General features: G+C 63.3%; 11 protein-coding genes and 1 pseudogene. 4 read left to right on the forward strand and 8 right to left on the reverse strand.

The genetic code is table 11. From position 1 onward, the window contains the following. Nucleotides 1–9 precede the first annotated feature (9 nt). From P9273_RS09155 to P9273_RS09175, 5 genes and pseudogenes are all read right to left on the reverse strand, one after another. Nucleotides 10–933 carry a DUF2493 domain-containing protein gene (locus P9273_RS09155; protein ID WP_278048614.1) on the reverse strand — a complete coding sequence of 308 codons (924 nt, stop codon included), beginning with the start codon at nucleotides 931–933 and terminating at the stop codon, nucleotides 10–12. Nucleotides 934–1,261: 328 nt separating this feature from the next. Continuing rightward, nucleotides 1,262–2,293, reverse strand: a complete 1,032-nt coding sequence (locus P9273_RS09160) for a DUF7146 domain-containing protein (RefSeq protein WP_278048615.1) — start codon at nucleotides 2,291–2,293, stop codon at nucleotides 1,262–1,264. After that, nucleotides 2,293–6,599 (reverse strand): annotated as a pseudogene (locus tag P9273_RS09165) (strawberry notch-like NTP hydrolase domain-containing protein). Before P9273_RS09165 ends, P9273_RS09160 begins: the two are co-directional and overlap by 1 nt. A gap of 163 nt (nucleotides 6,600–6,762) precedes the next feature. Continuing rightward, a complete protein-coding gene (locus tag P9273_RS09170) occupies nucleotides 6,763–8,892 on the reverse strand; it encodes a ParB/RepB/Spo0J family partition protein (RefSeq protein ID WP_278048616.1) in 2,130 nt (709 codons plus the stop codon). Between the two features lie 160 nt (nucleotides 8,893–9,052). Next, nucleotides 9,053–10,003 (reverse strand): ArdC family protein, encoded by a 951-nt coding sequence (locus P9273_RS09175; RefSeq protein ID WP_278048617.1) that lies wholly within the window; start codon nucleotides 10,001–10,003, stop codon nucleotides 9,053–9,055. A 404-nt stretch (nucleotides 10,004–10,407) separates the two neighbouring features. On the opposite strand from P9273_RS09175, the gene P9273_RS09180 reads away from it, so the two are divergent. Continuing rightward, complete coding sequence (locus P9273_RS09180) at nucleotides 10,408–10,560, forward strand: hypothetical protein (RefSeq protein ID WP_278048618.1); 153 nt, start codon at nucleotides 10,408–10,410, stop codon at nucleotides 10,558–10,560. 944 nt (nucleotides 10,561–11,504) lie between these two features. On the opposite strand, the gene P9273_RS09185 is transcribed toward P9273_RS09180, so the two are convergent. Further along, nucleotides 11,505–12,056 carry a cytochrome b gene (locus tag P9273_RS09185; protein ID WP_278048619.1) on the reverse strand — a complete coding sequence of 184 codons (552 nt, stop codon included), beginning with the start codon at nucleotides 12,054–12,056 and terminating at the stop codon, nucleotides 11,505–11,507. Nucleotides 12,057–12,204: 148 nt separating this feature from the next. Beyond that, nucleotides 12,205–13,041, reverse strand: coding sequence for a universal stress protein (locus P9273_RS09190; protein WP_278048620.1), 837 nt, complete (start codon nucleotides 13,039–13,041; stop codon nucleotides 12,205–12,207). Nucleotides 13,042–13,239: 198 nt separating this feature from the next. Here P9273_RS09190 and P9273_RS09195 point away from each other — a divergent pair, with 198 nt between their 5' ends. Then, nucleotides 13,240–13,608, forward strand: coding sequence for a c-type cytochrome (locus tag P9273_RS09195; protein ID WP_442920208.1), 369 nt, complete (start codon nucleotides 13,240–13,242; stop codon nucleotides 13,606–13,608). Nucleotides 13,609–13,667: 59 nt separating this feature from the next. Next, nucleotides 13,668–15,224: a bifunctional aminoglycoside phosphotransferase/ATP-binding protein gene (locus P9273_RS09200; protein ID WP_278048622.1), complete on the forward strand. Its 1,557-nt coding sequence runs from the start codon at nucleotides 13,668–13,670 to the stop codon at nucleotides 15,222–15,224. Between the two features lie 18 nt (nucleotides 15,225–15,242). Here the strand turns inward: P9273_RS09200 and P9273_RS09205 are convergent, their stop codons facing one another. Continuing rightward, entirely contained in the window at nucleotides 15,243–17,924 is a 2,682-nt protein-coding gene (locus tag P9273_RS09205) for a bifunctional acetate--CoA ligase family protein/GNAT family N-acetyltransferase (RefSeq protein WP_278048623.1), read from the reverse strand. A 148-nt stretch (nucleotides 17,925–18,072) separates the two neighbouring features. Between P9273_RS09205 and P9273_RS09210 the strand changes: the two genes are divergently transcribed. Further along, on the forward strand, nucleotides 18,073–18,459 hold the full coding sequence (locus tag P9273_RS09210; protein WP_278048624.1) for a DUF302 domain-containing protein: 387 nt from the start codon (nucleotides 18,073–18,075) through the stop codon (nucleotides 18,457–18,459). Nucleotides 18,460–18,465: the final 6 nt, after the last annotated feature.

Raw genomic sequence — 18,465 nt, forward strand, 5'->3', positions numbered from 1 at the left:
GGGCGGCGCTCACGCGCCGCCGAACCTCCAGACCGGGATGCCGAGCTTCTTGGCCTTGTCGGCGAGATTGTCGTTGATGCCCGTACCCGGAAAGTGCATCACGCCCTTGGGCACAATTTCCAGGATCTCGTCGTTGCGCTTGAAGGGCGCTGCGCGGCCGTGCTTGGTCCAGTCGGGGGCGAACCCGATCTGCGGCACGTTGCGGTTCTTCGCCCACAGGGAGGCGATCTTCTCGGCGCCCCTTGGCGACTTGCCGTGGACCAGCACCATGTCCGGATGCTTCACATGCACCTGGTCAAGCTTCGCCCAGATCAGCCGGTGATCGTCGTAGTCGAGTCCGCCGGTGACGACGATCTTCGGGCCGGGCGGCAGGAGCACCTCCTGCTCGGCGCGCCTCTTCGCCATCAGGAAGTCGCGACTGTCGATCATCGCGGACGTGAGATTGCGATGGTTGACCTTCGATCCGCTGCGCGGGAGCCAAGGCTTCCCAACGTGGCGCTCGTAATGTTCGGCGGCCTGGTCGCGCATCAGCTCGAAGGCGTTCTGGCGCTCGATCAGCGTCATGCCCTCAACGATCAGGCGCTCCAGTTCGACCGATTTCACCTCGCTTCCGTCCTGTTCCCGCTGCGCCCGCTTCTGTGCCTGCTCGTTCTCGTCCAGCTCGCGCCCGATCCGCTCGGTCGCGCGGTGGAAAACGTTGACGGTCGACCAGAGGAGATGGTCAAGGTCGGGTTCGAGTCGCGTGTCCTCCAGCGTCGCGATCAGGGCGTCAAAGATGTCTGCGACGGCGCCCGCGACCGCGTTGCCGTCCGGCAGGAGCCGCTGACCAGGTTCGTCGGCGAAGGGCCGATATCCGTGAAGCTGCAGTTCGTTGAGGACATGGTCGGTCGGTGAGGATTCTTGGGTAGTGTCGTAATCGTCGTGCTCGCGCATGGGATGCTCCGTCGGTCGGACCGCGACCTTCGCGGCCTTCATGGCGACGAAGCCCACGGGCGGGACAGCCCGGCACCTGGAGCGCAGCGCAGGGCTCGATGGCTAAGGCCGGCTATTTTGTCTCGCGATGGAAAGGCCCGAGCCGGGGTCCCCACGTAGCCTGCCGCGTGGGGTGGACTCGGGACGCCGGAAAATAGTCGGCCTTAGCCATTGCCGGGTCGGCCGGCTTGTGGGCCGATCGCCCTCTGGAAGGCCGAGGCGCGGTCCTCTCAAACGAGAGGCATCCGGAGGGGCACGGCGAGACGTCCCGCCACGTTCCTCGTGCCGGTTAGGCCGCTATCGCCATGAATCGTGCGACGTCCTGCGACCCAATCTGCACCCGCGTCTGGCTGCGGATCGCGTCAATGCCGAGCGTGCTGAGATCCTCGTTGAAGTCCCCGAGCTGGGGCGAGATGACGATCGCCTCGATCCCTACCGCGTTCGCCCGTTCGACCAGGGTATCTCGCGCGCTGTCACCGGCCGGATCGTCGTCGCGGAGGATGTAGAGCCGGCGCAGTGTGTCCGGGAACAGGATGGCAGCGAGATGAGCCGCCGAGAGCGCAGCCATCATCGGCATGTCGGGCAAGACCTGTCGAGCGGACAGCACAGTTTCGATGCCTTCGCCGGCCGCCATGACTTCGCCGCCGATGCCAAAGCGGACCGCGTTGCCGAGAAGATCGCCCATCGCCCTGCGCGGTGTATCGAGAGGCGCCTTTTCCCTGTGGCGCGGATCGAGCCAGGTGCGATGCGCTCCGGTGATGCTGCCGCCGAGATCGGTGACGGCCGCAATCATCGCCGGCCAGGTCTCGGTCGGCGAATGCTCGTCCGGGCGATAGTAGCAGCGCGGGTGGAAATGCAGGCTTCCGGTTCCGCGTAAATCCGTAATTGCACGTTCGCGGAGATACGCTTGCACGATCGTGCCCATGATCGGCTGCGACATCCGGATGAGGCGCCGGGCCGCCTCTGGTGATCCGTGCGGTGCAGGCGCTTGCTTCCTGGATGCATGCGCCTCGGGGTGCGGCATGGAGAGGAACGTCCGCGCTTCGTCGGCAACGTCTTTAAAGTCGATGAGGCCACAGCTCTCCCGGATCACGTCGAGGAGATCGCCATGCTCGCCGGTTGCGGCGTCGGTCCATTTTCCGGCCGGGCCTTTCGGCGAGTCCTTCAGCCGGACGTACATGGAGCGGCCGGGCGTGTTGCGTACATCGCCCACCAGCCAGTAGCGGCCCTCTCGGCGGCCGCTGGAGAGATAGTGCCGGCACACCGCCTCGGCCTGCTGGCCGAGACGGTACGCGAGGTCGGATGCGTCGCGGCGGGCCATCACGCAGCCTCGCGATCGGACAAGCGCGTGATCGGATAGGTGTCGAGCAGTTTGGCGAGCACGGTCGGGCCGCTGGCGTCGATCGGGATGAAGAAGCGGAGCTTCCACGAGATGATCTCGCTGAAGAGACCATAGGCCCGCAACCGATCGCGCATCGCTTCGGTGAAGCCGGTCAGCTCCAGCCGATAGACGCTCATGACGCGGGCGCGCCGGAGCTGCAGACATTCGGCGAGATCGAGGACCATCGTGCCGTCCATCAGGGCGGCGAAGGTATCTTCCGGCGTCAGCTTGCTCGTGGCGGACGACGCCGCATTGGCGGCCCAAGCCGGCGAGACTCGGCGACCGATGATGCGCTCGCCGGCGTCCGTCTGCAGGCGATAGACCCGCATCGATTCCTCGGGCAAGCGCTTCCAGATCGGGAGCAGCAAGCCCGCCACCACATGGATCGTGCTATTGGAGAATTGCGGGATTTCGGCGAGCTCGGCCTCCCATGCGGCGGCGAAACGATCCCGATCCACGTCCTCCCAATGGCTCTCCTCCATCATGCGCAGTGGTGCGTAGTGCTGCTCCATCGGGCGGATCAGGCAGACGCGGCGCTCGATCTCGCCATCATCGAGCATGATCGACGGCGCGGGCATCTGGACGGCAGCACGACCGGAGCGGCCATTGACCAGCAGCCGGGCGCGCAGATCGGAGCAATGGTTGAGCGCGTCCACCAACGTGGTCGGTCGATTGCGCTCCCGGCGCGTGATGGTGAGCAGCCGCGTCTCCGCGCCAGTGCCCGGATGCGTTTGGATCACCTGGGTGTCGGTGACGACGAAGCTCTCGGCCTGCAGCGTTTCGAGCCCGACGTCATAGACGCCGCTTCTGATCGCGCCTTCGATTTTGGCGGTGAGGAGCTGCTCGAACGCCGTGAACAGCACGCCCTGCAGGTCGATCGTCAGCGCCAGCAGACGATTGAGGAAGGTGGTGATCGGCGGCAGCTCGTCCTTGATGCCATTGTCATCCATCAGCTTCAGGCCGGTTGCGGACTCGAAGCGTTCGAGCGAGCATCCGTCGACCTTGCCGCGGACGAGCAGCAAGTAGAGCTGGCGCAGAGCGTCGCGCGCATAGTGCGATTCCAGGTTGTCCTCGGGCCGGAACAGGCCTTGGCCGCCGGTCTGGCGCTGGCCTCGGGTGATGGCGCCCAGCGTGTCGAGCCGACGCGCGATCGTCGAGAGAAACCGCTTCTCGGCCTTCACGTCGGTCGCGATCGGCCGGAAAAGCGGCGGCTGCGCCTGGTTGGTCCGATTGGTGCGACCAAGACCCTGGATCGCGGCATCGGCCTTCCAGCCCGGCTCCAGTAGGTAGTGGATGCGCAGGCGCTGATTCCTGGCGGCAAGGTCGGCGTGATAGCTGCGGCCGGTGCCGCCGGCGTCCGAGAAGACGAGGACGCGCTTGTCGTCATCCATGAAGGCGGCGGCTTCGGCGAGATTGGCGGAAGCGGCCCGGTTCTCCACCACAAGACGCTCGCCCTTGCGCACCACGCGACGCGAGCGCCCCGTGACCTCGGCGACGACATCGGTGCCGAAGCGCTGGACAATCTGGTCGAGGGCGCCGGGGACCGGCGGCAGTGATGCAAGCCGTTCGATCAGCTCGTCGCGACGCGCGACGGCTTCCCGGCTCTCGACGGGCTGGCCATCGCGGTAGACGGGTCGCGACGACAGATTGCCCTCGCTGTCCGAGAACGGCTCGTAGAGCTGAACCGGGAAGGAATGGGCGAGATAGTCGAGGACATACTCGCGCGGTGTGATGTCGACGCGGATGTCGTTCCATTCCTCGGTCGGGATCTCGGCCAGGCGGCGCTCCATCAGGGCTTCGCCGGTCGAGACGATCTGAATGACGGCGGAATGGCCGTCCGCCAGGTCCCGCTCGATCGAGCGCACCAGCGTTGGTGTCTTCATGCTGGTCAGCAGATGGCCGAAGAAGCGCTGCTTGGCGCTCTCGAAGGCCGAGCGTGCGGCCGACTTCGCCTGCCGGTTCAGCGTGCCGCTCTCTCCGGTGATGTTAGCGGCCTGCATCGCCGCGTCGAGATGATTGTGGATGATCGCGAAAGCGCCGGCATAGGCATCGTAGATCCGGGTCTGCTCGGCTGTGAGCTTATGCTCGACCAGCTCGTATGCGACGCCGTCAAAGGAGAGCGACCGCGCGGTGTAGAGGCCGAGCGCGCGCAGGTCGCGGGCGAGCACCTCCATGGCCGCGACGCCGCCATTCTCGACCGCCTCGATGAATTCGGCGCGGTTGGCGAACGGGAAATCCTCGCCGCCCCACAGACCGAGCCGCTGGGCGTAGGCGAGATTATGGACGGTGGTCGCGCCGGTCGCCGAGACATAGACCACGCGAGCACTCGGCAGGGCATGCTGGAGACGGAGCCCCGCACGGCCTTGCTGCGACGGGGCTACGTCGCCCCGTTCTCCCTTGCCGCCGCCGGCGTTCTGCATCGCGTGGGACTCGTCGAAAATGATCACTCCGTCGAAATCGGACCCCAACCATTCGACGATCTGCTTGACACGCGAAAGCTTCTCCCCGCGGTCGTCAGACCGTAGAGTAGCGTAGGTGGTGAAAAGGACGCCTTCGTCCAACCGGATCGATGTCCCTTGCGGGAAGCGCGAGAGCGGTGTGACCAGCAGGCGCTCCATGCCGAGCGCTGACCAGTCGCGCTGCGCGTCCTCGAGCAGCTTGTCGGATTTGGAGATCCAGACCGCCTTGCGCCGGCCCTGGAGCCAGTTGTCGAGGATGATGCCGGCCGACTGGCGACCCTTGCCAGCGCCGGTGCCGTCGCCGAGCATGAAGCCCCGGCGGAATCGGACGGCACTCGCCGCGGTGTCTGCCGCAGCGCTGACGAAATCCCCGGTCTCGTCCACCGTCCAGGCGCCGGCGAGATATTCGCTATGGGCCTCGCCGGCATAGATCACCGTCTCGAGCTGCGCGTCGGAGAGCATGCCGTCGGTGATGATCGCGGTCGGAAGCGTCGGGCGATAGCTCGGCTTCGGCGGCGCGACCGATGCCATCGCGGCCGACTGCACCAGATTGGTAGGATGCGGCTGCGCGCCCGGGATGCGAATCGACTGGAGCCTATATGCTTCGTAGATCGCGTCCGATAGCCGGCCGCCCGAGGGCGGCGTCCACTCCACCGTCTCATAGTCGAGCGGCACGCCCTCGATCTCAGCCGTGCGCCGCGCGGGCGAGGCGGCTGCGGCTCGGGCGAGATAGCCGCGAACGCTGCGAGGCGCGGCGTCTGATGCGACCTGCGGCAGCCTGACAGCCATGCGCGGCGGGATGTCCCGCTCGATCCAGTGGAGCAGCGTCGCAACGTCGGGCGCAACACCGGCGGATTCGGGGAAGCGAGCCGCATCCTCGGCCGGCGCCTTGTCGATGACGGTCAGGCGCGTCTCGATGGTTGTTCCGTGCTTGGCATAGACCGAGCCCGCGATCACCGCGGTGAACACAACGCGGCCGCGCTCTTGCAGCCGGACGAAGCAGTCGCGCCAGACAGGCAGCTCGGGCGAGAAGTTCGCCCCGGTGATCGCGACCAGCCGGCCGCCCGGGGCAAGTCGCGCCAGTGCCGAGGCGATGTGGCGATAGACGGCGTCTCTCATGCGTCGGGAGACGTTCGCCATGACCGAGAATGGCGGATTCATGATGACCACGCTGGGAACGGCAGCGGGATTGAGATGATCGTCGATCTGGGCAGCGTCGAAGCGCGTGACCGAGATCGCCGGAAAGAGGAACGCGAGCAGTTCGGCGCGGGTTTCGGCCAGCTCGTTGAGGATGAGACCGGAACCGGCGACCTCGGCGAGAACCGCAAGCAATCCGGTCCCCGCGGAGGGCTCCAGAACCCGGTCGGCGGGCGTGAGCGACGCCGCGGTCATGCTGGCCAAGGCCAGCGGAATCGGCGTCGAGAACTGCTGGAAGGCCTGGGCCTCCTCGGATCGGCGTGTATGGGTCGGAAGCAACCCGGCGATCCTGGCCAATGCAGAGAGCCGTGCAGCCGGGGAAGCGGCTTTGCGGAAAAGTGGTTTTCCGTATTTGCGCAGGAATAGTACGGTCGCCGCCTCACAGGCATCCCGTCCCAGGCGCCGCTGGCGTCGGACGCGCCAAATGACGCCTCCATCGCGCTGCGCAATACCGCTGCCTCGATACGTTGGCCGCGTTCAAGATGGGGAACAAGCCGCAAGGCCGCGGCATGGATGGCAGCAGCTGGGTTGCGAGGTGTCGATGCAGATAAGACGGGATTGGCGGCGGCGGTAGGAAGCAAAACGTTCATCGGGAAGACCTCGGAGAGCGACAGTGGGAAAGCCCGCCAGCTCTCTCTCTGACCGCACGGGCTCAACCCGCCTCGGCCGAACTTTCACTCTGGGTCTGTCCAGCAAAGAAATGTCCGGCGCTCTTGCGAGCGCCGGACGGCCAGGACCTGCGTGGAGGGATACCTATTCGGCGGCGTCGAGCTGCTGTTCCTCTTGGGCGTCGGCCAATTCATCTTCCTCGTCGCCCGCGAGGAATTCGGGCAGCGGCTCGCCCTGATTGTGCGAGTTGGAGGCGGCTGCCTGCGCATCGATGTCGGCAAGCCGCAGTGGTTCAGGAAGCCACCCGCTGTCCGCAAGCAGTCGTTCCGCTTCCTTGGCCATGTCGCCTTTCTTGAGGTGATCGATCAGCTGGGCCGCGCGCTCCCCCTCGCCTTCCCGGACGGCCTCAAGGATACGGGCTTTGGTGACGCGACCGAGATAATTGCCAACTGTTGGCCGCCAACCAGCCTGTGCCATGTCCAATCCGAGCACGCGGGCAAGATGGTCGGCTTCCGCAAGGCGCTGCTGGACGCCATGCGCGGAGATGGCGCCATTGCCATAGCGATCGGCCCGTTCATAAAGGGCATTCACGCCGAAGGATGCGCAATGGGCGAACAGTTCAGCGCGTTCAGTGTCGGTGAGACCTGTGAGCACGTCCCAAAGGTCGGCGACATCACCCGCAAGACGTGCCTCCCAGGCCTTGTGGCGGGCTTCGATTGACCGCGCATAGGGCGTATCGCGAAGATCGGCAGACTGCGCCGAAAAGACAGTGTTGCGTACCGAGACTTCCATCGCGACGCCTTGCGAGCTGTGGCGGAAGAACGCGTCCCGGACGAGCTTGTGAAGCACGGTAAGGAACGCCGTCGCCGGATCATTCGCGAGTTTATCCCGCAACGCCAACGTGCGCTCGGCGGTCAGTTCCATGATCAGCCGATCGGGCAATGGCTTGATGCCATTCTCGTCATCGTCCTCCGGCTCGGTCGACTGGACGCCGACGGTGATTGTTGGACGCTGTACCGAGCCCGTCGTTGCTGGATCGTCGGATCCAGCGACGTCGGGCTCGCTGTCGGTCTCTGGCGCAACCGGAACGTCGTCTTCGGGCTTCACATAGCCACGTTCGACGAGAAGCGACCCGTCCGCATCCACGCTGATGAACACGCCGGCGCGCGCCATGTCTGCTGGTTCGAAGCGTACGGGACGCGCCTGCAGCGTTTTGATGGCCGTTTCAAGTTCGCCGAACCGCTGATCGACCGCGTCTGGCAACTCGTCGGCTTCCTCATATTCAGCTTGCAGCTTATCGAACTCATTCCGCAGCGCATCGAGCGTCGCCTGCTCGTCCTTGGACAGGTCGACCGGCGTTCCTTCGAGTTCACGCAAGCCATTCGTCGCGCCATAGGGGAAACTCACCGCGACCTCGATCCATTTCCAGCCCTCATTGGCGATTTCGTCGGCGATCATCTTAAGTTTCTCGGTGACAAGGCGATCAAGCAGGGCGACATCCTGCAGCCACCCGCCATGGTCCGACTGGAAGAGATCGCGCAGCACATCGCCGCCCGCCCCCTCGTAGGCGTCGAGACCCACGAAGACGGCCCGCTTGTCGGAAGCGCGCGCTGCGTTCTCGGTCAACATGCGGCGGATTTGATATGGTTCCTTCGACCAGCTGTTCTTGATCGCTTCCCAGACCTGCTCCTGTCGAGCGTGGTCGTTGCTGACCGAGAACGCCTCGAGCTGGGCGATCGTCATGCCGTCGTCGGCATAGATGTCGAGGAGCGCTGGCGACACAGCGGTTAGCTTGAGGCGCTGCTTGACTATGGTGACCGAGATGAAGAAGGCGGACGCGATCTCCTCCTCCGACATGCCCTTTTCGCGCAGGTCCTTGAAAGCTCGAAACTGATCGAGAGGATGAAGCGGCGCGTGCTCGATATTCTCCGCAAGCGAGACCTCCTCGGCCCGGACCGAGCTGGACGCACTGCCGACGACGCAGGGAACCGGCGTGGTCCTGGCGAGCCGCTTCTGCTTCACAAGCATTTCAAGTGCGCGGTAGCGGCGACCGCCAGCCGGTATCTCGAACATGCCGGTCTCCTTGCCATCGGCATCGAGAACAGGACGAACATGGATGCTCTGAATCAGGCCGCGGCGGGCGATCGAGGCAGCGAGCTCGTCGATCGAGATGCCTGCTTTGATGCGCCGGACGTTGGTCTGGGCAAGCACCAGCTTGTTGAAAGGAATGTCGCGCGCGGACGACAAGGTGATCTTCTGAACGGCAGTGGTCATCTGGCTTCTCCGCGACGGGCGCCGAGAGCCTCTCTCTCAGTCCTGAACCCGTCGCGAAAACCCACTCAAATTTCTCCCTCTCCTTCGCCTGCATGTCGGCCACCGCAGTCCATCAGCAGCGGCTCGCAGAATCCGTACACCCGCGGAATGCTTTTAACGGCTAAGGCAGCTCGGCATGAGCCGAGATCGGTATATCGACGTTCTCAGGCAGATGGCTGAGCAGCCAGTCAGTTGCTTTGCTGGCTTGGCTGGCGGCGCGCACGATGGCGCGATTGTCCTCTCGCAACACATCGAGCCAAGAGCCGATGTAATCGGCATGCCGCACCGTAGGGTAGATGCCGAGCGCCGCGCAGGCGAAAGCTGCGCTGATCTCGGCCACCAGTTCCTCGAACGCATATTTCTTGGTGCCGAAAGAACCCGAAAGATCACGAGCAAGCCGTGTTGTATGGCCGGTTGCGTGACCAAGTTCATGGAGGGCCGTACGATGCCAGTTGATTGGATCGAAGAAGGCTTGCGGCGGCGGCACCTGAACATAGTCGTGGATTGGCATGTAACAGGCTCTGTCCCCGCCAATGCGAAACTCGATGCCGGCCGCGTCGATTAACGTCTTGACCCGCGGCTCGATCAAGTTCTGATCGGGCAATGGCGGCTGAATAGCGGTCTCGTCAGGCAAATTCTCACATTGCTGGACATTGAAGACCGTGAAGCGCTTGAGGAACGGGATCGCTCGGGCATCCTCGCCAGTCTCGCTGGCGCGCTTCTTCTCGTCATCGGGAACAAAGCGATCAACGTAGACCACAGTGGTACCGGTCTCGCCTTTCCGGACTTTTCCACCGAGCGACATGGCCTGCCGGAAGGTCAGCCAGCTTTGCGTTTGAAACCCGTGTTCGACCACGGCGCCCCAGAGAATAAGCACGTTGATCCCGCTATAGGCTCTGCCGGTGGAGGCGTTTCTCGGCATCGAGAAAGGCGCCTTTGCAGCGGCTGTCCCCCAGGGCTGGACCCACGGAAAGCGACCTGCCTCCAGCTCGGCGATGATCTTGTCGGTGATATCGTCATAGAGGTTGCTGCGATCGACAACGGCGCGGGCTCGATTGTTCCGACAAGGCATCGCGGTTCTCCGCGACGGGCGCCGGAGGACTCTCCTCTGGCTCTCAACCCGTCACCGGAAACCCGCTCCTCCTCTGACTTTTGTGGGAGAAAGGCCGCGCCTCTCCCCCAGCTCAGCAAACAAGGGCGTACAAGACCGGAAGCACCGAAATGCCAGCCAGCGGGACCATGTCAGTTCGGTGCTGGAGAAAGTTCGTGGCCCTGAGACCGGTTCAACAGGGCGGCCGAAGGAGCATCAGCATAGCGCCGCCGTCAGGCGGGATGCGGGACCGACAGCCCCCGGCGAAGGGCACCGTGTACATCACTGATCTATTTGGGCTGGGGACATCGCGAACAGGTGTGCCAGGACATGTGGAACAGTTTCGTGCGTTTTGCGCGAGGCTCGACCTCACGAGAGGCGTAGGCGTGAGCAGGTGGACGCCAAGGATCGCAATCAGCCGTTCAACACAAAAGAAGGACAAGACCTTTGCCGAGGCGAAGCCGCCGATCGGCAAATTCAAGGTGAACGTCTACTGGATGACCAAGTACTTCGCGGCGATCGGTTCACCGATCAGCTAGCTCCCGATTTTCTTTGTCGAGTACGAAGGAAGGGCCGGAGCGCTAGCGCCGGTTCTGCCCGAATGGCGCTCGGAAAAGCGGTCCATCATGCGCTTATCCGGCACAGAGATGCCGCAGCCGTGGGCACTGTTTCTCGCGAGGTCGACCACAGTCATCCGCTATCCAGGTTATCGGCTGGTCAAATTGCAGGAGAGCTCGCAGGAAACGTCTCCCAACGGCGGGATGGCTCCATCGACGGACCGCGAAGCGCAGCCTGTGAGATCATCGAGAGGACGCCGAGTGGCTCTGCGGAGAGCCTCATAGCGAAAATGGTGGTATCAAGGCCTTGCCACTTTCTTAGAGGGCGGCATATTCCGGCGTGGGTCCGGGGACCCTACTGATTGAAAGGGAGACGCCACATTGGAATATGCTGAGTTGCCTTTTTATCATCGCGGCTGGCGCCAGGGGCTTTGGGCTGAGCAACCGCAGGTCTGGTAGCAATGCGAGGTCGCGGCTGGATTCGGCAACAGCGGCTCGCTGAGGCCCAAGAGCTCACACAACAGATCAACCCGGCTTGAACAGGAACTGCTTGTTCCAAAAGGTGCTAAGCCAAGAGAGCTGATCGCTGTCGGCTATCAGATTCGGAGTCATAAAAGCCGTCTGCGCAAGTTGGAGCGCTGCATCTCCGCACTGCAATCATGGCAATCAGCAACTTGAAGATCACCGGTTGAGCAGGCACCGTCCACCTTTTGATGAGGAGAGCTGATCTCAATGGCCGCAAGAGGCGCAATGCCGCCGTTCCGGAGAAGATGAACGGGGTCGTCGAGTGTCCGGATCAGCTTCTTGAATCAACTCTGGCGAACGGCTTCGTCTCTTGAGAAACAATATGACAGCAGCTGGTTCGCCAACCTGTTTCCTTCGTATTCTCTCGTATGGTCTGGCGAACCAAAACATGACGAAAGAGATTAGAAGATTGGAAACTTATCGTTGATCCCAGTCAAATCGGGCGGCGCAATGGGATTCATGCGCTCGAGCGTCCGGTCTTTCAAAATGAATTGATGCCAGAGCGCGATCACCGCGTGCAGTCCCGCGAGCCAAAGGATCAGCGTTCCGCCGGTCTCGTGCAAATCGGCGATCTCTCCTGGAGCGCCCTGCACCGGCGCCGTCAGGCTCGGCAGATCGAAACCAAGAAAGGAGACCGCCACGCCGAGCCGAGAAGCGGCGTACCAACCGCTCAGCGGCAGCGCAATCAGGAGAAGATAAAGGAGGCTGTGTCCGGCACGCGCTGCGAGACCGAGCCATGGTTTTTGCGGATCCTCGATCCGGGGCGCGGCGCCCAGCCATCGGGCCAACAGACGAGGAATGACCAACAGCCACACGGCGAGCCCCACCGTAAAGTGAACGTAGGAGGGATCCGTCCGCGCGTGCCGGCCCCCTGCGGCAGTGAACCACGCGACCACCACGAGCACGGCCGTCAGCCAATGAATTGCAATGGTGATCTGCGAATAGCGATGCATCAGTGTGCCTTGTGGTCGTCTGGCGCTCCCACAATCGCGCCAGCGCTAACATGCTCCCAGTAGCTACTCTGCCGGCGTCGGGACAACATACAGGTCACTCGGACAGCGAAGCATAGGGATTCGAATTCGCCTTTCGCCGATACAGCTTTCAACGAGCCATGATGATCGGCAGTCCCGGGTCCTCGATCATCGATCTACTCACGCCGCCGAAAATCCGCTCGCGAAGCCGGGAATGGCCATAGGCACCCATGACCATGAGCTCGGCGCCGGTGTCGACGGCGTGCTGGCGCAGAACATCGGCGATCGAGTGGTTTGAGCTCGGCAGTCGGTCTACGGTCACCTTCGCTCCGTGACGAGAGAGATAGGTCGCCACGTCCGCGCCTGGTTCCGCGCCGTGGTGCCGTTCGTCGTCGATCGGGTCGACCATCACTATCCGCACCTCATCGGCACGTGAAAGAATGTCGAGCGACTCCCGCACGGCGCGCGTCGCTTCCAGGCTGGCGTCCCATGCGACCAGGACGCGTTTCGGCCTCAACGTCGCAGTCGTCCCTCTGGGGACAAGCAGGAGTGGCTTCCCGGACGAAAACAGCGCGCCCTCGATCACTTTCTCCTTGAGCGTTTTGCTCAAAAGCAAATCCGATCCAAGGACGGTTAGGTCGGCGTAACGCGCGCGCCGCCCGATGACCTCATCCGCCCATGCATGGTCCGGGTAGTCATCGCTCTGGTCCGTCGATACGGGGCTCGCCGACAGAATTTTGGAAACGGCCGAAATCCGCTTCTGCAGCATTTCCATTTCGGCCTCTCGCTCCGCGAGCCAAGCCGGCGAAACCACCTCGGCATAGGCTCCGCCAGAGGGAGGCGCCGCGATCACCAGGACAAGCACCGAGAGATGGGCGTCAATTTCTTCGCACAGGCCGGTGGCAAGCCTGAGATCATCCTCTCCTTGATCGGCCCCTGTAACCGTGAGCAATGTCTTGAATGGCATGGCGGCAACTCCTTGGTCGTAAAAGTTCACAGATGAGTAGCCGTAGCCAGGTGATCGGAAGCCGTCCTTGCGCTGAATCAAACCGATCCCTCTCAAGATTGATCCCGGTCAACGTCTGCGCGCGCGACACGCCTTAGCCTGACCCCCGATGGCTGGAGGCGGATCAAAATGAGATTCGGGACGACAATAGCTTTCTTGGTGCTGACGCTGAGCGGCGCGGCGGGACAGCAGATGAGCAATGGAGAGCAGGAATATCTGAACTCTTGCGCCGTTTGCCACGGCGTGGATGGCAGGGGCGACGGACCAATGGCCGACGTGTTGCGGAAACGTCCCGCGGATTTGACCACGCTCACGAAGCGCAATGGCGGGGAGTTCCCTTACTGGCGGGTCTACGCGACGATCGACGGTCGCGGCCTCGTACCCGAGCATGGCGAGCGCGATATGCCGGTCTGGGGCAACCAGTTCCTGCCTGACGACGTCAAGAAATACGGTCCATACGGCGGGGAGGCTGTCACCACGGAACGCATTCAAAACCTCGCAGGTTACGTCAAGACGTTGCAACGCTGACACCACTGGCGTTGCCGGCGAGCCCGAAGGATGATTCAATCAATATCAAGGCGCATGCGATGATCGTTCAGAACCAAGACGTCGTGGTCGACATGCTGATGGACCCTGCCACCTATAGCGAGGCTGGCCCGGTCGAGACGATCGAAACCCACATTTCCCGCATATTCCTTGTCGGTCAGCGCGCATTCAAGATGAAACGCGCAGTCAAGCTGCCCTATGTCGATTTTTCGACGCCGCAGCTGCGGGTTGCCGCGTGCGAGAAGGAAGTGGAGTTGAATTCCAGGACGGCGCCAGGTCTCTATCTCGGTGTCCACCGCATCACGCGCGAAGAAGACAGGCTTGCCCTGGATGGGTCAGGCGAACCGGTTGACGCCGTTATCGAGATGGTTCGCTTCGAGCAGTCGAACCTCCTCGATCGTATGGCCACCACAGGGAAGCTGACCCCCGCGCTGATGACGGGCGTGGCGCGCATGATTGCGCAGTATCACCGCGGCGCCGACGTGATCCATGCCGGCGGAGGAGCGGCGAATATCGGCGGCGTGCTTGACATCAACTCGGCTGGATTCGCGACGAGCCGCGTGTTCGATGAAATGGAGATCGAGGCGCTCGACGCTGCATTTCGCGCCGCTCTCGCCCGCCATGCCGGCCTGCTTGACCGGCGTGAGGCGGCGGGCCGGGTCCGCCGCTGCCATGGCGACCTGCATCTGCGCAATATCTGTGTCCTCGAAGGCGAGCCTCGCCTGTTCGATTGCATCGAGTTCAACGATCAGATTGCCAACGTCGATGTGCTCTACGATCTCGCATTCCTGCTGATGGACCTTTGGCATCGCGGTTTTCCGGAGTTCGCCAATCTGGTGATGAACCGCTACCTCGACGATGCCGACGACGAGGACGGCTTCATCCTGCTGCCGTTCTTGGTGGCGGTGCGGGCCGCGGTGCGCGCTCACGTGACGGCGACGCAGGTCGAAGAGGGCAGCCAGGACCGCGCAAAGCTAATAGCCGAAGCACGATCCTATTTCGAGCTCGCACAGGCTCAGCTCGTCGAAACGCCGCCTCGGCTCGTCGCAATCGGCGGTCTGAGCGGCTCGGGCAAGACAACGGTCGCCGAAGCGCTTGCGCCGCGGATTGGCGCGCCACCGGGCGCCCGCATCGTCGAGAGCGACCGCATCCGCAAGGCCATGCATGGCGTGGCTGCCGAGACCAAGCTGCCGGACAAGGCCTACCGGCCCGGCGTCTCTGAACGCGTCTATCGCCAGATCGCCTGGCGTTCGCAACTGATCCTGGCCGAAGGCGGCTCCGTCGTCGCCGACGCTGTGTTCGACAGACCGGAGGATCGCGACAGGATCGAGCGCACCGCGAGCGAGTCGAATGTCCCCTTTGCGGGATTTTGGCTGGCGGCCGACCCGTCCGTGCTTTGGCATCGTGTCAGCGAGCGCAAGGGCGGCCCGTCGGATGCCACGGTTGACATCCTGTGGCGGCAATTGCAGCGTGACGCCGGTGTATTGACCTGGCGCAAGATCGAGGCCGACCGCGGCGTGGCTGAAATAACCACCGAGATGGTGGCCCTGATCGAAGACACGGCTTCAACCACAGTCAGCTTCAGAAAGACAGGATGAGATAAACGCCGCCGTCGCTTAGCTGACCTTCAGCGTCGCCACAGACAGCCCAGGCTCGCCGGGATGGTGCGCAACCTGGAAACCGAATTCGCGGCACATTGTCAGCATCTTGCTATTCTCGTTGAGGATTATGCCTTCGATGCGACCGACGCCGTCAGCCTTCGCATAGTCGATAAGCTGTTGCAGCAAGCCCCACCCGAGGCCATGGCCCTGAACGTCCGACCGAACAAGCAAGGCAAATTCGCCGGTCCTGTGATCCGGGTCGCAGGAAAGCCGGCCGATTCCGGCCAGCGCTCCGCTGTCATTTTCCAGCGCGACGAACGCGATGTCGCGATCATAGTCCAGCTGCGTGAGCCGCTTCAGCATCTGATCCGGAAAGTTCTTTCGCAGCGACAGGAAGCGTAGCCGCAGGTCATCGGGTGAAATCCTGGCCAGGAACGCGGGATAGAGCGCTACGTCCGCCGGCATGATCGGTCGGATGTGGAAGGAGAGGCCATCGGAGAGAAAATCGCGGCTCCATCCCGACGGATAGGGTCTGATCGCAAGAGCCGGATTCGGCGCCGCTTCATCCACCCGTCGCGGGTCGATCTCGATGCGGGCGTCGAGCGCGATCACACCCTCTGCATCGGCCAGCAGCGGGTTGATGTCGAGAGACACCAGGCAGGGAAAGTCGACGATCATTTGCGACAGGCCGTTAAGCGCGGCGATGATTGCGGCTCGATCGGCTGGCTTGCAATCGCGATAGCCGGCAAGCAGGCGGCCTATCCTGGTCGCGTCGATCGCGTCTGTAGCCAGCACGTCGTCAAGCGGCGGCAGGGCGATCGCGGTGTCGTTCACGACTTCGACAGCTGTGCCGCCGGCGCCAAACAGAATGACCGGCCCGAACATCGGATCCACGCTCATGCCCAAAATGAGTTCCTGCGCATGCTTGCGCGCGACCATTGTTTGCACGGTGTAGCCGTCCGGTTTCGACCCCGCCGCCCACGCGCTCAAGCGCTGCTCGATCAACCGGGCGGCCTCGGCGGCCTTGTCGGCGGTCGCGATGTCGAGCACCACGCCGCCGACATCGGACTTGTGTGAAACCACTTTCGACAGCAATTTGACGACCACTCTTTCCGAGCTTTCGAGAAGCTCGCCGGCTGCCAGCGCCACTTCCGCGACGGAGCCGGCGACAATGGTTCTCGGCACGGCGATACCGTAGGCGGCGATCGCCGCTTTTGCTTCAGGCTCCGTCAGCATGCACCGCCCTTCCCCTGCCACCTGCCGGAAGATCGCATGCGCCGATGCCCTGCCATCGGCCAGGTCGCCGCCCCGACTCGAGGGAGTCCGCAGAAGCGCCCGCTGGGCTCGCGACCATTCGCTGAGATAGGACGCCGCGATCGCCGCGTCCTCCGGCGTTTCGAAGCTGGCGATGCCGGCTTGCGTCAGGATCTGCCGGCCCTCGCGAGCCGTGTGCTCACCGAGCCAGCACGCCAGGAGCGGTTTTCCGCGGATCTCGCCGTCGTCGCCAAGCACGGCCACCTTCCTTGCGGCGTTTGCCGAAGAACCAACCCCGGTGGGGCAGTTCATCACCAGGATGACGTCCGTCCCCGGATCCGCCGCCAATGCATCGAGCGCGGCCCCGTAGCGCTCCGGCGCCGCATCCCCGACGATGTCGATCGGGTTTGCATGCGACCAGGTCGGCGGCAGTACATGGTCGAGCCGCGTGATCCTCGAAGGCGCAAGTTCAGCCAACTCGCCGCCACGATCGACGAGCTTGTCGACGGCAAGAACGCCGGCGCCGCCGCCATTGGTGACAATGCCGACGCGTGCCCACTCGAGCGGAGCGTGGCGCGCAACCGTCTCGGCCGCATCGAGCAAATCAGCGAGGTCACCCACACGAAGCACCCCTGCCCGCCGAAAGGCGGCGTCCACCACTCTGTCCGCGCCCGAAAGCGCGCCTGTATGTGTCGCCGCCGCCCGGGCGGCCAGCTCGGACCGGCCAGGCTTGATCGCGATGACCGGCTTCAGGCGCGCCGCCGCCCGCGCGGCCGACATGAACTTGCGCGGATTGGGTATCGTTTCGACGTACATCACAATGGCTCGCGTGTGGAAATCGCCGGCCAGCATGTCGAGGCAGTCGCCGACGTCAACGTCCGCCATGTCGCCAAGCGAGATGATCCGGGAAAAGCCGACATTGTTTTCGGCCGCCCAGTCAATCAGCGATGTCGCGATCGCACCGGACTGCGAGATCAGCGCGATGTTCCCCGGGCGAGCCGCCATGTGAGCAAAACTTGCGTTGAGCTTCGCTGGGGGAACCATCAATCCGACTGTGTTCGGCCCGATGATGCGCATCAGTGAGGGTCGGGCGGCATCCAGCATTGCCTGGCGCAGTCCGTTTGCGTGATTGAGCCCCGCCGTGATGACGACGGCTACTCGTGTTCCCCTCTCAGCCAGCTCGCGCACGATACCGGGGACGGAGTCGGGAGGGGTAACGATCACGGCCAGATCGGGAACGCCCGGCAGGTCGTCAATGCTGCCATAGCAACGATGACCGGCCACCAGCGCGTATTTGGGATTAACCGGCCAGATCTCTCCCTCAAAACCGCCGCCGACGATGTTGTTGAAGACGACACGCCCGACAGAACCAGCGCGTTCGGTCGCGCCGACGACAGCGACGGATTTCGGTGAGGCCGCATATTCGAGATTTCGGATCGTCATCCCGCAAGACTCCTGCCGGCACATTCACCGAAGGCGGCGAGCTTTCATTGCGCTGGATCAAAGCGTCACTGGCTTCCTGCGGGTTAGCTAAAGCCGACGCTGCAACAAAGTTGTCCCCGCCGCAGAGATCGTGTCGAAGGAGAATGCGATGAGCTACTATTTCAGCAAGACCATCGAGATGGCGTTCCCCGCGGCCATCGAACATGTCACCAAAGGGCTCGCGGGCAAGGGCTTCGGCATCCTGACGCGGATCGATGTCCAGCATACGATGAAGGTCAAGCTGGGCGTGGACTTCAAGCCCTATATGATACTCGGCGCCTGCAATCCGCATTTCGCGTGGCGGGCTCTGCAGGCGGAGGACAAGATCGGCGCGCTGCTGCCTTGCAACGTGATTGTAACCGAGATGTCGCCAGGCGAGGTGGAGATTGCCGCAGTCGATCCGGCAGTGGCGATGGCGGCCATCGAAAATCCAACACTTGCCGCAACAGCAAAGGATGTCCGGTTGTTGCTGCAGGAGTTGATCAGCGAACTTTGATGGGGC

Origin of the sequence: Mesorhizobium sp. WSM4935 (assembly GCF_029625735.1) — a bacterium.
In the GTDB taxonomy this organism is placed as follows: Bacteria; Pseudomonadota; Alphaproteobacteria; order Rhizobiales; family Rhizobiaceae; genus Mesorhizobium.

Bases quoted from the DNA above. Each gene is read 5' to 3' on its own strand.
- P9273_RS09155 (WP_278048614.1), bottom strand. From the start codon at position 933: ATGCGCGAGCACGACGATTACGACACTACCCAAGAATCCTCACCGACC.
- P9273_RS09160 (WP_278048615.1), bottom strand. From the start codon at position 2,293: ATGGCCCGCCGCGACGCATCCGACCTCGCGTACCGTCTCGGCCAGCAG.
- P9273_RS09170 (WP_278048616.1), bottom strand. From the start codon at position 8,892: ATGACCACTGCCGTTCAGAAGATCACCTTGTCGTCCGCGCGCGACATT.
- P9273_RS09175 (WP_278048617.1), bottom strand. From the start codon at position 10,003: ATGCCTTGTCGGAACAATCGAGCCCGCGCCGTTGTCGATCGCAGCAAC.
- P9273_RS09185 (WP_278048619.1), bottom strand. From the start codon at position 12,056: ATGCATCGCTATTCGCAGATCACCATTGCAATTCATTGGCTGACGGCC.
- P9273_RS09190 (WP_278048620.1), bottom strand. From the start codon at position 13,041: ATGCCATTCAAGACATTGCTCACGGTTACAGGGGCCGATCAAGGAGAG.
- P9273_RS09200 (WP_278048622.1), top strand. From the start codon at position 13,668: ATGATCGTTCAGAACCAAGACGTCGTGGTCGACATGCTGATGGACCCT.
- P9273_RS09205 (WP_278048623.1), bottom strand. From the start codon at position 17,924: ATGACGATCCGAAATCTCGAATATGCGGCCTCACCGAAATCCGTCGCT.
- P9273_RS09210 (WP_278048624.1), top strand. From the start codon at position 18,073: ATGAGCTACTATTTCAGCAAGACCATCGAGATGGCGTTCCCCGCGGCC.